The organism is Arthrobacter sp. OV608 (assembly GCA_900110595.1).
GTDB lineage: Bacteria > Actinomycetota > Actinomycetes > Actinomycetales > Micrococcaceae > Arthrobacter.
In genome coordinates this window covers 60060-77075 of record FOEZ01000009.1, presented here as the reverse complement: position 1 = coordinate 77075, position 17016 = coordinate 60060, and the positions used below count along the sequence as shown (strand labels likewise).

Genomic DNA, 17016 nt, shown 5'->3' with positions numbered 1-17016 from the left:
TGAAGGGAGGTGCTCGTGGGACTGATTGACGATCTAAAGGGCAAGGCTCAAGGTCTCATCCGCGGCAACGAGCAGGCCATCAAGAACGGCATCACCAAGGCCGGCGATTTAGTCGACACCAAGACCGGAGGCAAGTACTCCGGTCACGTCAACAAGATCCAGGATGGCGCTTCCAAGCTCATTGACAAGAACGGAACCCCAGGCACGGCACCTGCCGCTGAGCAGGTCCCGCCGGTCAACCCGGTTCCGCCGGTTGACAAGGCTCCGTAAACAGGATTTGGCCAGGGCTTTGCCCTAGTACGTCAACGGGGTGCGGGTCCCGCCGGGAGGCGGCACCCGCACCTTTGGCGTTTAAGGACACGCCACAGGTTGCCGGCGCTTGTACGCTGCGGCCCGATTGAAGGCTAATGAGCCAGTCCCGATAACCTGCCCGTATGGCGAAGTCCCCCGCATCCCTCAAAGCCCACCGGTCCGGCAGGCCATCCACCCTGGATTCCAGGCCGGTTGTGGCAGGAATTGTCACCGCATTAGTGGGCTTCACCTCGTCTTTCGCCGTGGTCCTGTCCGGGCTGAAGGCAGTCGGGGCCGACCCCGCGCAGGCCGCCTCCGGACTGTTGGCACTCACCGTGGCGGTGGGCGTAGGCGTGTTGTGGCTATCCTGGCGGTCAAAAGTGCCGGTGACCCTCGCGTGGTCCACTCCCGGGGCCGCGTTGCTGGCAACGTCAGGAACGGTCGACGGCGGGTGGCTGGCCGCCGTCGGCGCCTTCCTTGCCGCGGGGATACTGATTGCCTTGACCGGCCTGGTCCCCGCCCTGGGGCGGCTGATGGCCAAGATCCCGGCAACGCTGGCGCAGGCGATGCTGGCCGGCATCCTGCTGCAGCTCTGCCTCGCGCCGTTCAAAGCCCTGGGCAGCGTCCCGCTGTTCATAGCCCCTGTTATCGCCTGCTGGCTGCTGATGATGAAGTACGCTCCCCGCTGGTCGGTGCCGGCAGCGCTGCTGGTGGCCTTGGCAGTGATTGGGGTTTCCCTGGCCGCGGGTGGAACATCCCTGGCAGGCACCACGATCTTTCCCACCTTCGACTGGGCCACCCCTGAGTTCACCCTGCAGGCCATGGCCGGCATCGCCCTGCCGCTCTTTGTGGTGACCATGGCATCCCAGAACGTTCCGGGGGTGGCCGTGCTCAGGTCGTTCGGCTACCAAACACCGTGGCGTGCATCCATGCTGGTAACGGGGGCCGGGACTGCCCTGGCGGCCCCTTTCGGCGCCCACGCCATCAACCTCGCCGCACTGAGCGCCGCACTGGCCGCGGGTGAGGAAGCGGGGCCGGACCGCAGCAGGCGGTGGATCGCAGGTTTTACGTCCGGACTTGCCTACCTTGTGCTGGCCGCGTTCTCCACTGCACTGGTTTCCCTGGTGGCAGCCGCACCGGCAGGAGTGCTCGAAGCAGTGGCCGGCCTGGCACTCCTGGGCACGCTGGCAAGTTCCATCTCGGCGGCGCTGGCGGACCCGGAGGACAGGATAGCTCCGGCCGTCACTTTCCTGATGGCAGCCTCCGGGCTGGGCCTTGCCGGCGTCGGCTCCGCGTTTTGGGCGCTGGCCATTGGCCTGGCAGTGCGGGCGGTACTCAGTCCGCGCCGGCCACCGGCTTCAAGCTAGGAGGGCTCGTGGTTCTGGCCTTCACGGGCCAGTGCGGTGAGGCGTGAGACTGCACGGAAGTACTTCTTCATGTAGCCGCCGGTCATCATTTCCTCGGTGAACAGCTTGTCGAAGGGAACCCCGCTGGCCAGGATGGGCACATCCTTGTCGTAGAGCCGGTCAGCCAGCACCACAAAGCGAAGCGCCACCGCCTGCTCGGTAATGGTTCCCACGTTCCGCCACACCACGCCGTCGATGCCGTCGATCAGCTGGCGGTAGCGGCTCGGGTGCACGCCGGCCAGGTGGGCGATCAGGGTGCTGAACTCATCCTGCGCCACCGTCTTGCCATCGAACTCGGCTTTCATATGGGCGGACAGTTCGCTGTTCTTCAAGGGGGCCGGGGCTGCCGGAAGCCCGCGGTGGCGGAAGTCCTCACCGTCAATCCGGACCACGTCGAACTGGTCCGCGAGCACCTGGATTTCACGCTGGAAGTCCACTGCGGCGAACCTGCCGTCACCCAGCGAACCCGGCAGGGTGTTTGATGTGGCGGCAAGCTTCACACCGGCGTCCGCGAGTTCACGCATCAGCCGCGACATCAGCACGGTATCGCCCGGATCGTCGAGCTCGAATTCGTCGATGCAGACGAGTTTGTAACCGCTCAGCGCCTCCACAGTCTTGCGGAAGGAGAGCGCCCCCACCAAGTTGGTGTATTCCACGAACGTGCCGAAGGCCTTGGGCCCGGGCGAAGCGTGCCACAGCGAGGCCAGCAGGTGCGTCTTGCCCACACCGAAGCCGCCGTCCAGATAGATACCGGCGCGGGAAGTGTCCTTTTTGCCGAACAACTTCTTGAACAGGCCACCCCCGTCACCGGACCCAACGCCCCCGGCAAAACCCTGCAGGGCATGTACTGCGTGCGCCTGGCTGGGCTGCTTGGGATCGGGGCGGTAGCTTGCAAATGACACCTGACCGAACCGCGGTGAAGGATAGAAACCCTTGAGGAGCTCATCCACCGATACCGAGGGGGTTCGGGCGGCAAGCTGTTCGATCTGTACCAAGGTGGTCCGTTCTGCTGGTGGTTGGTCCCCAGAAAGGATACCGGCAATGTACTGCCGCTCCCGGTGGCGCCGGCCACACTTGGCGGATGCGTGATGAAGGCAACATTTCCTCCTGTTAACGGAATACGGACATCACTTGGGGCGCTGGCTAGTGTGGGAGCAGGTCCCAACACCGGTCCCGCGGATTACCCGTGCTCTCGATGAAAGGCAACGCCATGTCTTACCCGGTTGAACAGAACGAAAAGTTTGCAGCCTACGCCCACCCGGAGCGCCTGGTCTCCACTGAGTGGCTTGCAGCCGCCGTCGAAAACGGTGCCGTGGCCAGCGGCCAGCTGGTAGTAGTGGAGTCCGACGAGGACGTGCTCCTCTACGAAACAGGTCACATCCCGGGCGCCGTGAAAATCGACTGGCACACCGACCTCAATGACGAAGTGACCCGCGACTACGTCGATGGCGCCGCTTTCGCCGAGCTGGCGGCGTCGAAAGGCATCTCCCGCGACAGCACCGTGGTGATTTACGGTGACAAGTCCAACTGGTGGGCTGCCTACGCGCTGTGGGTCTTCACCCTCTTCGGACACCAGGATGTGCGGCTGCTCGACGGCGGCCGGGACAAGTGGATCGCCGAAGGCAGGGAACTGACCACAGACCGGCCTGCACCGGCACGGGGCGACTACCCGGTCGTTGAGCGCGACGATGCTCCGATCCGCGCTTTCAAGGAAGATGTGCTGGCCCACCTGGGCAAGCCCCTGATCGACGTCCGCTCCCCCGAGGAATACACCGGCCAGCGCACCCACATGCCGGCCTACCCCGAGGAGGGCGCGCTGCGCGGCGGCCACATTCCTACTGCTGCCTCCATTCCGTGGGCCCGGGCGGCCGCGCCGGACGGAACTTTCCGCAGCCGTGAGGAACTCGACGCCCTCTACCTGGGCGAGGCCGGCCTGACCGAAGGCGACGACGTTGTGGCTTACTGCCGCATCGGCGAGCGTTCCAGCCACACCTGGTTCGCCCTGAAGTACCTCCTGGGCTTCGAAACCGTCCGCAACTACGACGGTTCGTGGACCGAGTGGGGCAACGCCGTGCGCGTGCCCATCGTCAAGGGCGCCGAGCGCGGGTCCTTTCCCGTCGCCGTCGGAGCCTGACGCCGCCTCCCCTGTGGATCCTGCGTAAACTTGAAAATGATGACTACTCAAGCACTGCCCACCGCCCTTGCGGCCATTGTGGACGACTTCCAGGCCCTGACGGAGCCCGAGCGGCTGCAACTGCTGCTCGAGTTCTCGCAGGGCCTGCCGGAACTGCCCGAGCGCCTGAAGGACCATCCCGAACTGCTCGAACAGGTGGTGGAGTGCCAGTCCCCGCTGTTCCTGACCATCGAGACGGAAAAGGGCGGCGGCCCGGCCGGCGCCGTGCGGCTCTTCTTCAAGGCTCCGGCAGAGGCTCCCACCACGCGGGGTTTTGCCGGTGTGCTGCATGAAGGCCTGGACGGGTTGTCCGCCGAGGAGATCCTCTCGGTCCCGGATGACATGCCCGAACTGCTGGGCCTGACCCGCGCCATCACGCCGCTGCGGATGCGCGGAATGACCGCAATGCTGGGAAGGATCAAGCGCAAGGTTGCCGCTTCCACGGCTGTGCGCTCCTAGCCGTCCGCCCGGAACCGATGGCACGCAAAAACGCATCACAGGGAACTCCGGCCACCGCCGTACTGGCGGCCGCCGGGGTTCCCTTTGTGCTGCATCCCTACGATCACGATCCCGCCGCCGCAAGTTACGGCGCCGAAGCTGCCCAGGCGCTGGGAATCGAACCTGGAAAGGTCTTCAAAACGCTGATGGTGGAGGTCGAAGGGAAGCTGGCGGTGGGGATCGTGCCGGTCAGCGGCACACTCGACCTCAAAGCGTTCGCAGCCGCCATGGGAGCCAAGAAGGCGGCGATGGCGGACCCTGCTGCCGCCCAGCGGCGCACCGGATACGTCCTTGGCGGCATCTCCCCGCTCGGCCAGCGGCTTCCCTCCCCTACAGTCCTGGACCACAGCGCCCTGGCGCTGGAGACGTTGCTGGTTTCGGGCGGCAAACGAGGCCTGGACATCGAGCTGGCACCCGCGGACCTGATCCGTCTCACCCACGCCGTCACCGCGCCCATCAGCTCGGTGCAGGCTTCGAAGGACTAGAAAAAGGGGAGACTGAACCAGGTGCCACAGGCATATAATCACGGCACCATCCATCAGTCCCGTTAGCTGCCGGGGCCGCCGTTTTCAGGAGCAACGCCATGCTCAAGGCCCTGCTGTGCAAGATCAACCTGGGACACCACTGGCTGGCCCAAGAGGACACTGACGGCAATTTCAGCCGCCACTGCGTGAACTGCGGAAAAGTGGACCGGCACGGCACCATGTGGTCGGAACGGCTGTCGGACCGCGACCACCCGCATGCCACCCGTCCGGACATACCCACCAGCGATTTCTAGGCGCGTTCCCCGCCCAGTGCAGCATCGCGTCCCTGCCGGGCTGCACCCGGATTCAGGCGGGGCGCCAGCTGTTTGCGCAGCCACGCCTTGACCACGCGCTCCCAGCGCTCCGGATCAACATTCCACTCCTTGGTATGCCGCGCATGGTTGAAGGCCTCGAAGGTGACCATTTCCGGATTGCGCTCTGCCAACAACGCGGACGGGCCGTAGGGCACGTACTCATCGTCCACGCTGTGGATGATCAAGGTGGGCGTCCGAAGTTCAACTGCCCGCGACACCCAGTCCATCGCCTTGAGGTCCACCGGTGCGGACAGCCCGGTGAGCCGCCGGCCCAGCGGGTGCCCCAGCATGAGTTGCCCGTACCGCCCCACCAGCGACGGAATTTTGTTCAGCTGGGCGTGGTGGGCCAGCACGGTCACCCAGTCAATGACGGGCGCATCCAACACCATGGCCCGGATCAAATGACGGTAGCGGGACAGATCCGCAGTCTGCAGGCAGATGGCGCCGCCCATGGACCAGCCGAACAGCACAATCTCCTCGGCCCCGTTCGCCAAGGCATACTCAATGGCCGCCTCGATATCACGCCACTCCGTGGAGCCCAGGCCGTAACGACCGTCGTCGGCGGAGGGCGCCAGCCCGTCATTGCGGTAGGACACCACCAGACTGGTCAGGCCCAGCTCCAGCGCGGGCCCGACGGCGCGCAGGGCCTCCTGCCGTGTGGCGCCGCGTCCATGGACCATCACCGCCCAGGTCCGCGCCGTCCCGCCGGCACGGACCAGCCAGGCCGGCGCCTGCCCGCGGTCCACCTCGATCATGACGTCTTCGGCAGGGATCCCGACGGCGGCCGGGTCCGGATAGAGGGCCCCGCTCCACCAGCCCCAGCGCGCTTTGGTGAGGTCCCCTGCGTAGACCGCTTCCACCTCGCGGGACACCGTGCGCTCAGCCGGTGAATAGGAAACGATTCGGCCGATCCGGGCGTGCCCGTTGCCGCCGTCGAAAAAGAACCCGTACACGCCGTCAACGGTGGTGTCCTCATTGGCTGCCAGGATCACCTGCTGCCCGTTGCCGTCCCGGATCACGGCCAGCACTTCCTGGTTTGCCGCCCGCTGGCGCGCGGGGGTGATGACGCGGCGCGCAAAGTACACGGCGAGCGCTGACGATCCCGTGGCCAGCAGCCCGGCCAGCGCACCTCCGCCGATAGCCCCGCCGATGGCCCATTTGGTCCGCAACGACAGGCCGGTGCCGGCATCCTTGGTATTCAGGAGGGGTGCGGGGCTGCTGCGCTGGAAAAGTGCCATGGAACTATTCTTACCGCCCCGGCACCGGCAGGCCGTATTTGCCGCCCGGGGGCGCAACGGCCGTGCACATCCCTGAACCCGGCAGACCCCTGAACCAGTGCGGGCGCACCTTGGGCGGGACTAGGCTAAGGCCATGAGTGATCCCATCGTCATCCTGACCGAAGAACCCCTGGGCGCGGACGACCGCCTGAACATCGAGCGTCTTGTGGACGGAGGAGACACCCGGCTGCTGGTCCTGGTTCCGGCGAACACCGAACGCCATCTGCTGGTGGACTTCCTTGAGAACCTTTCGATGCTGGACATCGCCAAGGCCTTCCGCGAACTGACATCCCACACCCCGGATCCAGCCACCGAACGGGCACAGGCCGCGGAGACCCTCGCGGTGTCGCTGGCAGCGCTGGCGGGGCTCGGCGCGGGCGTCACGGGAGAAGTTGTCGACGGCGGCGCGGTGCAGGGCCTGGTTGCCAAAGTGAAGGAAAGCGGTGCTTCCCAGGCCGTGGTGGTCACCCGGCCGCACGCCGTGGCGGATACGTTCCATACTGACTGGGCGAACAAGGCCCAGGACCAGCTGGGCCTGCCCGTCCTGCACCTGTATGCAGGTTCGGGATTTATCGGCGACTCCTGAGCGTTGAGAAGGCTATGAGCATCTTCGGAAACAACATCCTGGGAAAGAACCTCTTCGGAAACAAGGACGCAGATCCGGCTCCCGAGTCCCCCGCCGCCGAGCCCGGCGTCCAGAAGACCGATGCAGAGTGGCGGCAGGAGCTTACGCCGGAGGAATACCACGTACTCCGCCAGGCCGGCACCGAGCGTCCGTTCACGGGTGAATACTGGGACACACATACTGCCGGCGTCTACCAGTGCCGGGCGTGCGGGGCGGAACTGTTTACCAGCAACGAGAAGTTTGATTCCCACTGCGGGTGGCCCTCCTTCTTCGCACCGCTGGCTGAAGGCACCGTCCGCTACATCCACGACCGTACCCTTGGCATGGAGCGCGTGGAGGTGCGCTGCGCCACCTGTGATTCCCACTTGGGGCACGTGTTCGACGGCGAGGGCTACCCCACACCCACGGACCAGCGGTACTGCATCAATTCCGTCTCCCTGAAGCTCGTTCCGCGCGAAGAGCCGCAGGCCAGCGGGCCAGTATCGGAAGCCTGAGATCAGGAAAGGCTGGACCTTCTCCTTGGTCCTACGGTCCGAAGGAAAAGCTTTTCTTAGGCTAGGCCGCTTTTGAGATTAGTCCTGCTGGTTGCTTGTTACGCTCGCCATAGGTAGCAAGCAACCAGAAAGGCGCCGACGATGACCGAAACACTGATCACCGCTCCCACCGGGATTTCCGCTGAAAACCAGGATTGGACCAGGCTCAAGGCGGCCGCCACGGCCATCCAGGCGTTGCAAGTCAAGGACGGCTCCATTCCCGACCCGGCCAACCATGCCGAGGCATCCCTGCACGTCAGCGGCATCGTTGACGCGGTGCGCGCCCTGACCCCCGCCTTCCCGCACGACGCCGCCTACCTGGATGCGGTTTGCGCGGATTTCGCCGGCTGGGAAGCCAAGGGCTTCACCGTCCCCGATTTCCTGTCCTCGCTGCTCGCCTTCCAGCCGCAGGAACAGCGCCAGGACGGCCTCCAGCACCTGGTGGTCTTCCCCATGTACACCCAGAACGGGAGCAGCAACAGGCTGGTTGAGGCCGTCCTGATTGAAGTCATCTGGCCGGAGTTCATCGCCGGCCTCGAAGGCGGGGAGTACTCAAACAAACTGTTCGTTCCCGTCCGCTTCCTCGACTTCACGGCCGGCTACGATACCAACTCCGCAGTGCTGTTCCCGGAGACAGTGGCCGTCAGCGAAACCCCCACGTTCACTTGGGGTGCCATCTTCGCTGACCGGGAAGCCGCCCGCTTCCGCCGCGTGCTCAAGGCCGCCGCGGAAACCACCCGCCTGGAACTGCCCGAGGGAGCCGCGGAACTCCTCGCTGACCAGGACCTGACAGAGGCCACTTTTGTGATGTGGGACCTTATCCACGACCGCACCCACATGCGCGGCGACCTGCCCTTCGATCCCTTTATGATCAAGCAGCGGATGCCGTACTTCCTGTACTCGCTGGAGGAACTGCGCTGCGACCTGACCGCCTTCCGCGAATCGGTCCGGATCGAGAAGGACGACGACGCCGACCCGGAGGCGCGCCGTCACGCCAAGCTGGTGCAGTTCGCCATCATTTTCGACCGCATCTTCCGCTTTGCGGTCACCGGCAGCCGCGTCCGCAACTATGACGGACTCGGCGGCCAGCTTCTGTTCGCCTGGCTGCACCAGCAGCACGTCCTGCACTGGACTGACACGCGGCTCACCATCGACTGGGAGGAAGTGGCCGATGCCGTCATCGCCCTGGGCGCAAGCATCGATGAGCTGTACTGGCGTTCCATCGACCGGCCGAAGACCGCCCACTGGCTCGCCGCATACAAGCTGATCTCCGCTACCGTTACTCCTAACCCGGCATCAGCCTGGGCCAAGGGACCGGAAGGACTGGCACTGGCCGGTCCGCCGCGGGGACTGACGGACCAGGTGCTTGACGACGAGTTCCCGCTGTCCATGTTCTACGAAGCACTGGAGAAGAAGATGCGCCCCGTGATCGAATCCACCGCCGGAATCACTGGAGCCTCCGCACTGTGACGGAGGAACCGGCAACAGCTCAAACAGGGCCGGCGGCGCCTGCCGCGGACGTACCGCGCCTGAACATCCTGGTAACCGGCGGCAGCGGCGCGTCCGGCATCGCCGTCGCACGGGCGCTGCACAATGCCGGCCACCGCGTAATCACCGTGGGTTCGGACCAGGCGAGGATCGAGGCGGCAGCGCAGCAGGCGGGCGACGGCGTCACGGGCCTCGTGTGCGACCTCGCGGCTTTGGCGGACGTGCGGCAGCTGCGGACTGACGTGAGCGCAACCGGCGGAGACGGGGATGATGTCACTATGGATGCCGTGATCCACCTGGTGGGCGGCTGGCGCGGAGCCAAGGGCATCGCCGACCAGACCGATGAGGACTGGGGCTTCCTGGAACGCGGCGCCATCACCACCCTCCGGAACGTGTCGCGCGTGTTTTACGACGATATTGCTGCATCGCGCCGTGGCCGCTTCGCGATGGTGTCCTCTACCGCCGTGGAAAAACCGGCAGCGGCTACGGCCAACTATGTCGCCGCCAAAGCCGCTGCGGAAGCCTGGACCATGGCCATGGCGGACGGCTTCCGCCGGGCAGCCGCCGACAATCCAGACGCGGACCATGGCACCGGACCGGCCGCCGTCGTCCTGGTGGTCAAAGCCCTGGTGGACGACGCGATGCGCCGCAGCCACCCGGAGCGCAGCTTCCCCGGCGCCACGGACGTGGAAGACCTTGCCCGTGCCGTCGTCGGACTCTTCGAAGCACCCGCGGACCAGCTGAACGGCACCCGGCTCCGGCTTGCGCCCTGACGGCACAGCCCGCCCGCGACTGAACTTAGACTGAAAGCGTGACCAAAGCCATGACCACAACAGCAGAAACTGCCGCCGGGATCCGGCTGCACGATCCCAACGTCCGCGGGTTCGCCTCGGACAACTATTCCGGCGTCCATCCTGAGATCCTCGCGGCCCTGGCCGCCGCCAATGACGGCCACCAGGTGTCCTATGGCGAAGACGAGTACACAGCCAGGCTGCAGGAGGTGCTGGAAGGCCACTTCGGCCCCGGCATCGAGAGCTTCCCGGTCTTCAACGGCACCGGCGCCAATGTCCTGTCCCTGCAGTCGCTGCTTCCCCGTTGGGGTGCCGTGGTGTGCGCCTCCACCGCCCACATCAACATGGATGAAAACGGCGCGCCGGAACGCATCGGCGGCATCAAGCTCCTGCACGTCCCCACCCCGGACGGCAAGCTCACGCCTGAACTGATCGACCGTGAGGCCTGGGGCTGGGGCGACGAGCACCGCGCCCAGCCGCTCGCCGTCTCCATCACCCAGACCACCGAACTGGGCACCTGCTACACGCCCGAAGAAGTCCGGGCCATCGCCGACCACATCCATGCCAAGGGAATGAAGCTCCATATGGATGGTGCACGGCTGGCGAACGCGGCCGCCCACCTCCAGGTGCCGCTGCGGGCATTCACGCGCGACGCCGGCGTGGACATCCTCTCCTTCGGCGGCACCAAAAACGGGCTGCTGTTCGGCGAAGTGGTGGTTGCACTGAACCCGGAGTCTGCGCACGGGCTGGTGTACCTGCGCAAGATGAACATGCAGCTGGGGTCCAAGATGCGCTTTATGTCCGCGCAGTTCATCGCCCTCCTGGAAGGCGACCTGTGGCTGCGTTCCGCCTCGCATGCCAATGCGATGGCAGCCAGGCTGCGCGCCGCCGTCGACACCATTGACGGCGTGCAGCCCACGCAGAAAACCGAGTCGAACGGCGTTTTTGCCATCCTTCCCGAGGGCGTGGCCGACCGGCTGCGGCAGTCCTTCCGTTTCTACGACTGGGACGAGGCCGCCCGGGAGGTGCGCTGGATGTGTTCGTTCGATACCACCGAGGAGGACATCGATGCCTTTGCCGATGCCATCAGGCATGAGCTTCGCGCTTACCGCGGCAGCACGGCGAGCTAGTCGCGCGGCGACGGCGAGCCTTCCCGCCGTCCCCGGCCCCGTTGCGTAACCTGCGAAGGTGAACGCACTTGACCAGGTTCCCCCGGAATTTCTCCACGCCTTGGGAACCCTCAGGAAAGCCCGGTGCCGCGGGGAGCTCCGCCTGGCGGAGATCCCCGCGCCGGCACGCCTGGCCCCCTTTGCCGTAGCACTGGGCGCAGAGGTCCTCGCGCCAGGGCCAAATGCTGCCACTACTCCCCTGCACGGTCCGGCCGCGATGGCGCTGGCTGCTGCCTCGGGAACAGGCGACGACGACGAGACAGAGTTGGCCACGGGGCGTTTTATCCTGCTTCACGACCCCGAAGGCTCGGCGGTGTGGGACGGCGAGTTCCGCATCGTTACCTATATCCGGGCGCAGCTCGAGCCCGAGATGGGCAACGATGAGATGCTGGGAACAGTGGCGTGGACCTGGCTGGTGGAGGCGCTCGAAAACCACAAGGCCCCCTACCGTGCCGCCGGCGGCACGGCCACCCGTGTCCTCTCCGAGAGTTTTGGAACGCTGGCGGACAGGCCGGGGTCCATCGACATCGAACTCCGCGCCTCCTGGACTCCCGCCACCTCCGATGTCACCGCCCACCTCGAAGCCTGGTCCGACATGGTGTGCACCTTCGCCGGCCTGCCGCCGCTTCCGGACGGCGTCACCCCGCTGCCGCAGCGGCGCCGGAACTAGCACCGGTGGCGTGCGGCGAATTCCGGACGAAAGCCCGGCGGGGGTCTCGGCGTCAGCCCCGAAACGGCCGGCCGGTAAACTGAAGGCATCATGACCCCTAACATTCCGGAAAACACCACGGCCGGCGTCCCGGCTGCTGATACCGCACCCCACATCACGGTGGAGGGCTTCGACGCCCCCATCCCCCAGATCATTGAACTCGATTCGCCCCGCGACGGCGTTCCGCTGGTCATCGAAACGCAGGCCGGGCTGGAGCGGTGCGCAGCCGCCATCGCCGCGGGCACCGGACCGGCCGGCGTGGACGCCGAACGTGCCTCCGGCTTCCGCTACGGACAGCGCGCGTTCCTGGTCCAGATTCGCCGCGAAGGTGCCGGGACCTGGCTGATCGACCCCGAACCCTTCGACAACCTGGACGTCATCAACGAGGCCCTGCGCGGCGTGGAGTGGATCCTGCACGCCGCCAGCCAGGACCTGCCCTGCCTGCACGAGCTGGGCATGTGGCCGGACAAGCTCTTCGACACCGAACTCGCCGCCCGCCTGGCCGGCCTGCCCCGGGTGGGACTCGCCGCCGTCATCGAACAGCTGCTGGGTTTCGGACTCGCGAAGGAGCATTCCGCGGCAGACTGGTCCACAAGACCCCTTCCCGAGCCGTGGCTGCGGTACGCCGCCCTGGACGTTGAAGTCCTCACCGAACTGCGGGAAGAACTCATCGAGCTCCTCGAAGCGGACGGCAAGCTCGAGTATGCGGAACAGGAGTTCGCCGCCATCCTGGCTGCCGGACTGCCTCCGGCCCGAGTCGACCCCTGGCGGAAAACCTCCGGCCTGCACCAGATCCGCGACCGGCGGCAGTTGGCCGCTGTCCGGGAGCTGTGGCTGGAACGCGATTCCCTGGCCCAGAAGAGGGACGTGGCGCCCGGCCGGCTGATCCCGGACTCTGCCCTGGTTGCCGCCGCGAAGGCCATGCCGTCCACGGTGCCCCAGCTGCTGGGGACCAAAGGCTTCCATGGCCGGGCAGCCCAGCGCGAAGCTCCCCGCTGGCTGCGCTGCATTGCCACGGCCCGTGACCTGGAAGAACTCCCGCCGCTGCACCTGGCCACCAATGCCCCGCCGCCTCCCCGGGTCTGGGCTGACCGGGACCCCGAAGCCGCCGCACGGCTCGCCACAGCAAGGCCGATGCTGCAGGAGAAGGCCGACCAGCTGAAGCTCCCGCTGGAGAACCTCCTGACCCCGGATTATTTGCGCCGAGTAGCGTGGCGGCCCCCGGCGGAGACCAGTGAGTCCTCCATCGCTGCCGAGCTCCGGGCGTTGGGTGCCCGCGAGTGGCAGGTTGAACTGGCAGCGCCCCTGATTGCCGATGCGTTCCTCCATCCGCAGCCGCTTCCGGCCAAGGAACCCAAGCCGGACGTGGCCGCCGCCGGTTAGCAGGCCCGACGCTCTATCACTTAATGCGTGCTTTTTTGTAACGCTCTCTCACTTGATGCGCCTTAAACCGGAACGCTCTATCACTCTCCTGAAGAGAGTGATGGAGCGTTCCGGTTTTTCCAGCGGTAAGTGATGGAGCGTTTGGGTTTTTCCAGCGGTAAGTGATGGAGCGTTTGGGTTTTTCCCGCGTTAAGTGAGAGAGCGTCCCCCGTGAGGGCCTTGCCTCTCGATGTTACTGGCGAGTAACATCGAGAACATTGCCGCTGGGCTGCCGCCGTCAACCGGCGCGCACCGGCGCCCATGTCTCGATGAGGAGTTACACGTGAGCACAGTCAGCAACAGCGGAGAGCGCAGCGGCGCACCCGCGCGCACTGTCCGGGACGTCGTTTTTGTCGACGGCCTCCGCACCCCCTTTGGCCGGGCGGGAGAAAAAGGCATCTACGCCGGAACCCGGGCGGACGACCTGATAGTGAAATGCATCCGGGAACTGCTGCGGCGGAACCCGTCGCTCCCGCCGGAACGCGTTGACGAAGTGGCCATCGCCGCCACCACCCAGACCGGCGACCAGGGCCTGACGCTGGGCCGGACCGCAGCCCTGCTGGCGGGACTTCCCAGGACCGTGCCCGGCTTTGCCGTCGACCGGATGTGCGCGGGCGCCATGACCGCCGTCACCGCCACCGCCGGCGGCATCGGCTTCGGCGCCTACGACGTGGTCATCGCCGGGGGTGTGGAGCACATGGGCAACCATCCGATGGGCTCGGGCGCCGACCCCAATCCCCGGTTCATGTCCGAACGGCTGGTGGACCCGGCAGCGCTGAACATGGGCAACACCGCAGAGAACCTCCATGACCGGTTCCCTTCCATCACCAAAGACCGGACCGACGCCTATGCAGTGGCGTCACAAAGCAAATTTGATGCAGCCCGCCGCAACGGCCGCATCCAGCCGGACCTGATTCCGGTGGCAACCCTGAAGCCGGGCCAGGGTTGGTCCCTCAACACCTTTGATGAACCGCCACGGCCGGGCACCACTGTGGAAGACCTCGCGGCGCTCCGAACCCCGTTCCGTCCGCACGGGCGGGTCACCGCAGGGAATGCCGCGGGACTGAATGACGGCGCCACCGCCGCCATCCTGGCTTCCGCCGATGCGGCCGCCGAACTGGGACTGCCGGTCCGGATGCGGCTGGTCAGCTATGCCTATGCGGGAGTCGAGCCTGAAGTGATGGGCATCGGCCCCGTCCCCGCCACCGAAAAGGCGCTGAAAAACGCCGGCCTGTCCATCAACGAGATCGGCCTGTTCGAAATCAATGAAGCCTTTGCCGTCCAGGCGCTGAGCTTCCTCGAGCACTTCGGCATTGCCGACGACGACTCCCGCGTCAACCGCTACGGCGGTGCCATCGCGGTGGGCCATCCCCTCGCATCCTCCGGCGTGCGCCTGATGAATCAGCTGGCCCGCCAGTTTGAGGAGGATCACTCCGTGCGGTACGGCATCACCACCATGTGCGTAGGGTTGGGGATGGGAGCCACAGTGATCTGGGAGAACCCGCACCACGCCGATTACAGCGGAACCCTGCCGGGGCCGTCCGAAGCCCGGACCCTCAACACCGAAACCGTTTCCGAAGGAGCCGCATGAGCGCCGAAGATTTCACCAAGCTTGCCGATCTGTTCCCCAACGAGACCGTGACGCACTCCTACGTCCGGGATATCGAGCTCCCGGCACCGGCCGGCAAGCCCAGCCCCGGCACCTTCGCCCTCATCACGCTGGACAACGGCCTGGACCACACCAAGCCCACCACCCTGGGGCCGAACACCCTGGTGGAGCTGGGCACGGTGCTTGAGGAGCTCCGGGAGCGGGCCGGCCGCGGCGAGATCGTCGGTGTGGGCGTGACCGGTAAGCCCTACTTCCTGGTGGCCGGAGCGGACCTCTCCGCCGTCAAGAACCTGGAAGAGCGCGAGCACGGACTCTGGATGGCCCAGCTGGGCCACGACGTGTACGGCACACTCGCCAACCTCGGCGTTCCCAGCTTCGCATTCATCAACGGCGCAGCCCTGGGCGGCGGCCTTGAGGTCGCCCTGCAGTCCACCTACCGCACTGTGTCCACCGGCGCGGGTGCGCTGGCCCTGCCGGAGGCCTATCTTGGCCTGGTTCCCGGCTGGGGTGGCGTGTACCTCCTGCCGCGCCTCATCGGCCCGGAGAACGCGGTCAAGGTCATGATCGAGAACGCGCTCAGCAGCAACCGGACGCTCAACGGCCCCCAGGCCTTCGCACTCGGTATCGCCGACGCCATGTTCGAACCCGCGGATTTCCTCGAGCAGTCCCTGGCCTGGGCCGGGAAGGTCATCTCCGGTGAGGTGGCGGCAAAACGTCCCAACGCCGTCGATCCCGCTGATCCGGAAACGGCCGCGCGCTGGTCCGCAGCGGTGGCTGCCGGCCGGGCACTGGTGGAAGCGAAGACGTCCAATGCGGCCCCCGCCCCCGGCAAGGTCCTGGACATCCTGGAAGCTAACCGGACCATGACCCAGGCCGAGTCCGCTGCACTTGAGTGCGAGACGCTCGCGGAACTTATGCAGACCGACGAATTCCGCGCCACCGTGTATGCCTTCCTGGACCTGGTCCAGAAGCGCTCCAAGCGTCCGGCCGGCGCCCCGGACCGCAAGCTGGCGCGCCCGGTGACCAAAGTAGGGGTGGTGGGCGCGGGCCTGATGGCAAGCCAGCTCGCGCTGGTGTTCGCACGCCAACTGAAAGTTCCCGTGGTGATGACGGACATTGACCAGGCCAGGGTGGACAAAGGCGTGGGCTACGTCCACGCCGAAGTGGACAAGCTGCTGGCCAAGCAGCGCATCAGCCAGGACGCCGCCAACCGCACCAAGGCGCTGGTGACCGGTTCCGTTTCGAAGGATGTTTTCGCCGACGCGGACTTTGTGATCGAAGCGGTCTTCGAAGAGCTGAACGTCAAAAAGCAGGTGTTCGCCGAACTGGAGCGGATCATTACTCCGGAGTGCATCCTGGCCACCAACACCTCGTCACTGTCTGTAACGGCCATGGCCGAGGACCTTCAGCATCCCGAACGGCTGGTGGGCTTCCACTTCTTCAACCCCGTGGCCGTGATGCCGCTGCTGGAAATCGTCCGGGCCCCGGGGACCGATGACGCCGTGCTGGCCACCGCCTTTGAGCTGGCCAAGGCCCTGAAAAAGACCGGGGTGCTGGTCAAGGACGCCGCCGCGTTTGTAGCGAACCGCATCCTGCTGCGGCTGATGGGCGAGGTGACCGCGGCCTTCGATGAAGGCACTCCCGCCGAGGTGGCGGACAACGCCCTCCGCCCCATGGGCCTGCCCATGACTCCGTTTACCCTCGGCGCGATGGTTGGCCTTCCCGTGGCGCAGCACGTCCAGGAGTCGCTGCATGCGGCCTTCGGCGACCGCTTCACAGTGTCCGCCAACCTGCAAAAACTCATCGACAACGGCGTCAAGGGCCTGTGGGGTCCCGGGCCTGACGGCGGCCAGGTGATCCCTGACTCCACGCTGTCGCTGCTGTCCTTTGGCACCAACCCATCCACTGGCGACGAGGTGTTGCGCCGCACACAGGACGCCCTCGCCGAGGAGATCGGGCTGATGCTGGCCGAAGGCGTGGTAGCGGGGCCCGAAGACATCGACCTCTGCATGATCCTCGGGGCCGGCTGGCCGCTGTTCCTGGGCGGCATCACCCCCTATCTTGACCGGGTGGGAGCCTCGGAACGGGTGAACGGCAAGCGCTTCCTCCCGCCAGGAGTGGCCTCCCGCAAGGCAGCGGACAACCCGGCGAACGTGTAAAGCGCTAGAGGCCAGCGCCTCAGCTGAA

Annotated in this window: 17 protein-coding genes; 15 read left to right on the top strand and 2 right to left on the bottom strand. The window is 66.1% G+C overall.

Annotation, left to right across the window (positions count from 1 at the left end; translation table 11 throughout):
- Positions 1-15: 15 nt before the first annotated feature.
- Both BMX78_RS13370 and BMX78_RS13365 read left to right on the top strand, forming a co-directional pair.
- Positions 16-270: an antitoxin gene (locus BMX78_RS13370; protein ID WP_091420256.1), complete on the top strand. Its 255-nt coding sequence runs from the start codon at positions 16-18 to the stop codon at positions 268-270.
- 164 nt (positions 271-434) lie between these two features.
- Positions 435-1658, top strand: a complete 1224-nt coding sequence (locus BMX78_RS13365) for a benzoate/H(+) symporter BenE family transporter (RefSeq protein WP_091420119.1) — start codon at positions 435-437, stop codon at positions 1656-1658.
- Here BMX78_RS13365 and zapE read toward each other — a convergent pair.
- Entirely contained in the window at positions 1655-2692 is a 1038-nt protein-coding gene (gene zapE, locus BMX78_RS13360) for a cell division protein ZapE (protein ID WP_091420118.1), read from the bottom strand. The two genes, BMX78_RS13365 and zapE, sit on opposite strands and share 4 nt — an antisense overlap.
- 215 nt (positions 2693-2907) lie before the next feature.
- Between zapE and BMX78_RS13355 the strand changes: the two genes are divergently transcribed.
- The 4 genes from BMX78_RS13355 (at position 2908) to BMX78_RS13340 (ending at position 5146) form a co-directional block, all read left to right on the top strand.
- A complete protein-coding gene (locus BMX78_RS13355; RefSeq protein ID WP_091420254.1) occupies positions 2908-3831 on the top strand; it encodes a sulfurtransferase in 924 nt (307 codons plus the stop codon).
- A 39-nt stretch (positions 3832-3870) separates the two neighbouring features.
- Positions 3871-4329 carry a SufE family protein gene (locus BMX78_RS13350; protein WP_091420116.1) on the top strand — a complete coding sequence of 153 codons (459 nt, stop codon included), beginning with the start codon at positions 3871-3873 and terminating at the stop codon, positions 4327-4329.
- A gap of 17 nt (positions 4330-4346) precedes the next feature.
- A complete protein-coding gene (ybaK, locus tag BMX78_RS13345) occupies positions 4347-4853 on the top strand; it encodes a Cys-tRNA(Pro) deacylase (RefSeq protein ID WP_091420114.1) in 507 nt (168 codons plus the stop codon).
- A gap of 98 nt (positions 4854-4951) precedes the next feature.
- Positions 4952-5146, top strand: a complete 195-nt coding sequence (locus BMX78_RS13340; protein ID WP_091420113.1) for a hypothetical protein — start codon at positions 4952-4954, stop codon at positions 5144-5146.
- Here the strand turns inward: BMX78_RS13340 and BMX78_RS13335 are convergent.
- The gene (locus BMX78_RS13335; RefSeq protein ID WP_286138947.1) at positions 5143-6444 is read right to left on the bottom strand and encodes an alpha/beta hydrolase family protein; all 1302 of its coding nucleotides are present in this window, start codon (positions 6442-6444) and stop codon (positions 5143-5145) included. The two genes, BMX78_RS13340 and BMX78_RS13335, sit on opposite strands and share 4 nt — an antisense overlap.
- Before the next feature lie 133 nt (positions 6445-6577).
- Between BMX78_RS13335 and BMX78_RS13330 the strand changes: the two genes are divergently transcribed.
- From BMX78_RS13330 to BMX78_RS13290, 9 genes are all read left to right on the top strand, one after another.
- The gene (locus BMX78_RS13330; RefSeq protein WP_091420111.1) at positions 6578-7069 is read left to right on the top strand and encodes a hypothetical protein; all 492 of its coding nucleotides are present in this window, start codon (positions 6578-6580) and stop codon (positions 7067-7069) included.
- Between the two features lie 14 nt (positions 7070-7083).
- Positions 7084-7602, top strand: coding sequence for a peptide-methionine (R)-S-oxide reductase MsrB (msrB, locus tag BMX78_RS13325; RefSeq protein ID WP_091420109.1), 519 nt, complete (start codon positions 7084-7086; stop codon positions 7600-7602).
- Positions 7603-7743: 141 nt separating this feature from the next.
- The gene (locus tag BMX78_RS13320) at positions 7744-9111 is read left to right on the top strand and encodes a DUF6421 family protein (protein ID WP_091420108.1); all 1368 of its coding nucleotides are present in this window, start codon (positions 7744-7746) and stop codon (positions 9109-9111) included.
- 59 nt (positions 9112-9170) lie between these two features.
- Positions 9171-9902, top strand: coding sequence for an SDR family NAD(P)-dependent oxidoreductase (locus tag BMX78_RS13315; protein ID WP_091420250.1), 732 nt, complete (start codon positions 9171-9173; stop codon positions 9900-9902).
- Between the two features lie 50 nt (positions 9903-9952).
- Entirely contained in the window at positions 9953-11050 is a 1098-nt protein-coding gene (locus BMX78_RS13310; protein WP_091420249.1) for a threonine aldolase family protein, read from the top strand.
- Positions 11051-11108: 58 nt separating this feature from the next.
- Positions 11109-11759, top strand: coding sequence for a DUF3000 domain-containing protein (locus tag BMX78_RS13305; protein WP_091420106.1), 651 nt, complete (start codon positions 11109-11111; stop codon positions 11757-11759).
- Positions 11760-11849: 90 nt separating this feature from the next.
- Positions 11850-13181 (top strand): HRDC domain-containing protein, encoded by a 1332-nt coding sequence (locus BMX78_RS13300; protein ID WP_091420104.1) that lies wholly within the window; start codon positions 11850-11852, stop codon positions 13179-13181.
- A 322-nt stretch (positions 13182-13503) separates the two neighbouring features.
- The gene (locus BMX78_RS13295) at positions 13504-14811 is read left to right on the top strand and encodes a thiolase family protein (protein ID WP_091420102.1); all 1308 of its coding nucleotides are present in this window, start codon (positions 13504-13506) and stop codon (positions 14809-14811) included.
- Positions 14808-16988: a 3-hydroxyacyl-CoA dehydrogenase NAD-binding domain-containing protein gene (locus BMX78_RS13290; protein WP_091420101.1), complete on the top strand. Its 2181-nt coding sequence runs from the start codon at positions 14808-14810 to the stop codon at positions 16986-16988. The genes BMX78_RS13295 and BMX78_RS13290 overlap by 4 nt, the downstream gene beginning before the upstream one ends.
- The last annotated feature ends 28 nt before the right edge of the window (positions 16989-17016 follow it).

Excerpts from the sequence above, each read along its gene's own strand:
- ybaK (WP_091420114.1), top strand. The coding sequence starts at position 4,347 with ATGGCACGCAAAAACGCATCACAGGGAACTCCGGCCACCGCCGTACTG.
- BMX78_RS13335 (WP_286138947.1), bottom strand. The coding sequence starts at position 6,444 with ATGGCACTTTTCCAGCGCAGCAGCCCCGCACCCCTCCTGAATACCAAG.
- BMX78_RS13300 (WP_091420104.1), top strand. The coding sequence starts at position 11,850 with ATGACCCCTAACATTCCGGAAAACACCACGGCCGGCGTCCCGGCTGCT.
- BMX78_RS13330 (WP_091420111.1), top strand. The coding sequence starts at position 6,578 with ATGAGTGATCCCATCGTCATCCTGACCGAAGAACCCCTGGGCGCGGAC.
- BMX78_RS13340 (WP_091420113.1), top strand. The coding sequence starts at position 4,952 with ATGCTCAAGGCCCTGCTGTGCAAGATCAACCTGGGACACCACTGGCTG.
- msrB (WP_091420109.1), top strand. The coding sequence starts at position 7,084 with ATGAGCATCTTCGGAAACAACATCCTGGGAAAGAACCTCTTCGGAAAC.
- BMX78_RS13355 (WP_091420254.1), top strand. The coding sequence starts at position 2,908 with ATGTCTTACCCGGTTGAACAGAACGAAAAGTTTGCAGCCTACGCCCAC.
- BMX78_RS13320 (WP_091420108.1), top strand. The coding sequence starts at position 7,744 with ATGACCGAAACACTGATCACCGCTCCCACCGGGATTTCCGCTGAAAAC.
- BMX78_RS13350 (WP_091420116.1), top strand. The coding sequence starts at position 3,871 with ATGACTACTCAAGCACTGCCCACCGCCCTTGCGGCCATTGTGGACGAC.
- BMX78_RS13365 (WP_091420119.1), top strand. The coding sequence starts at position 435 with ATGGCGAAGTCCCCCGCATCCCTCAAAGCCCACCGGTCCGGCAGGCCA.
- BMX78_RS13310 (WP_091420249.1), top strand. The coding sequence starts at position 9,953 with ATGACCACAACAGCAGAAACTGCCGCCGGGATCCGGCTGCACGATCCC.
- BMX78_RS13290 (WP_091420101.1), top strand. The coding sequence starts at position 14,808 with ATGAGCGCCGAAGATTTCACCAAGCTTGCCGATCTGTTCCCCAACGAG.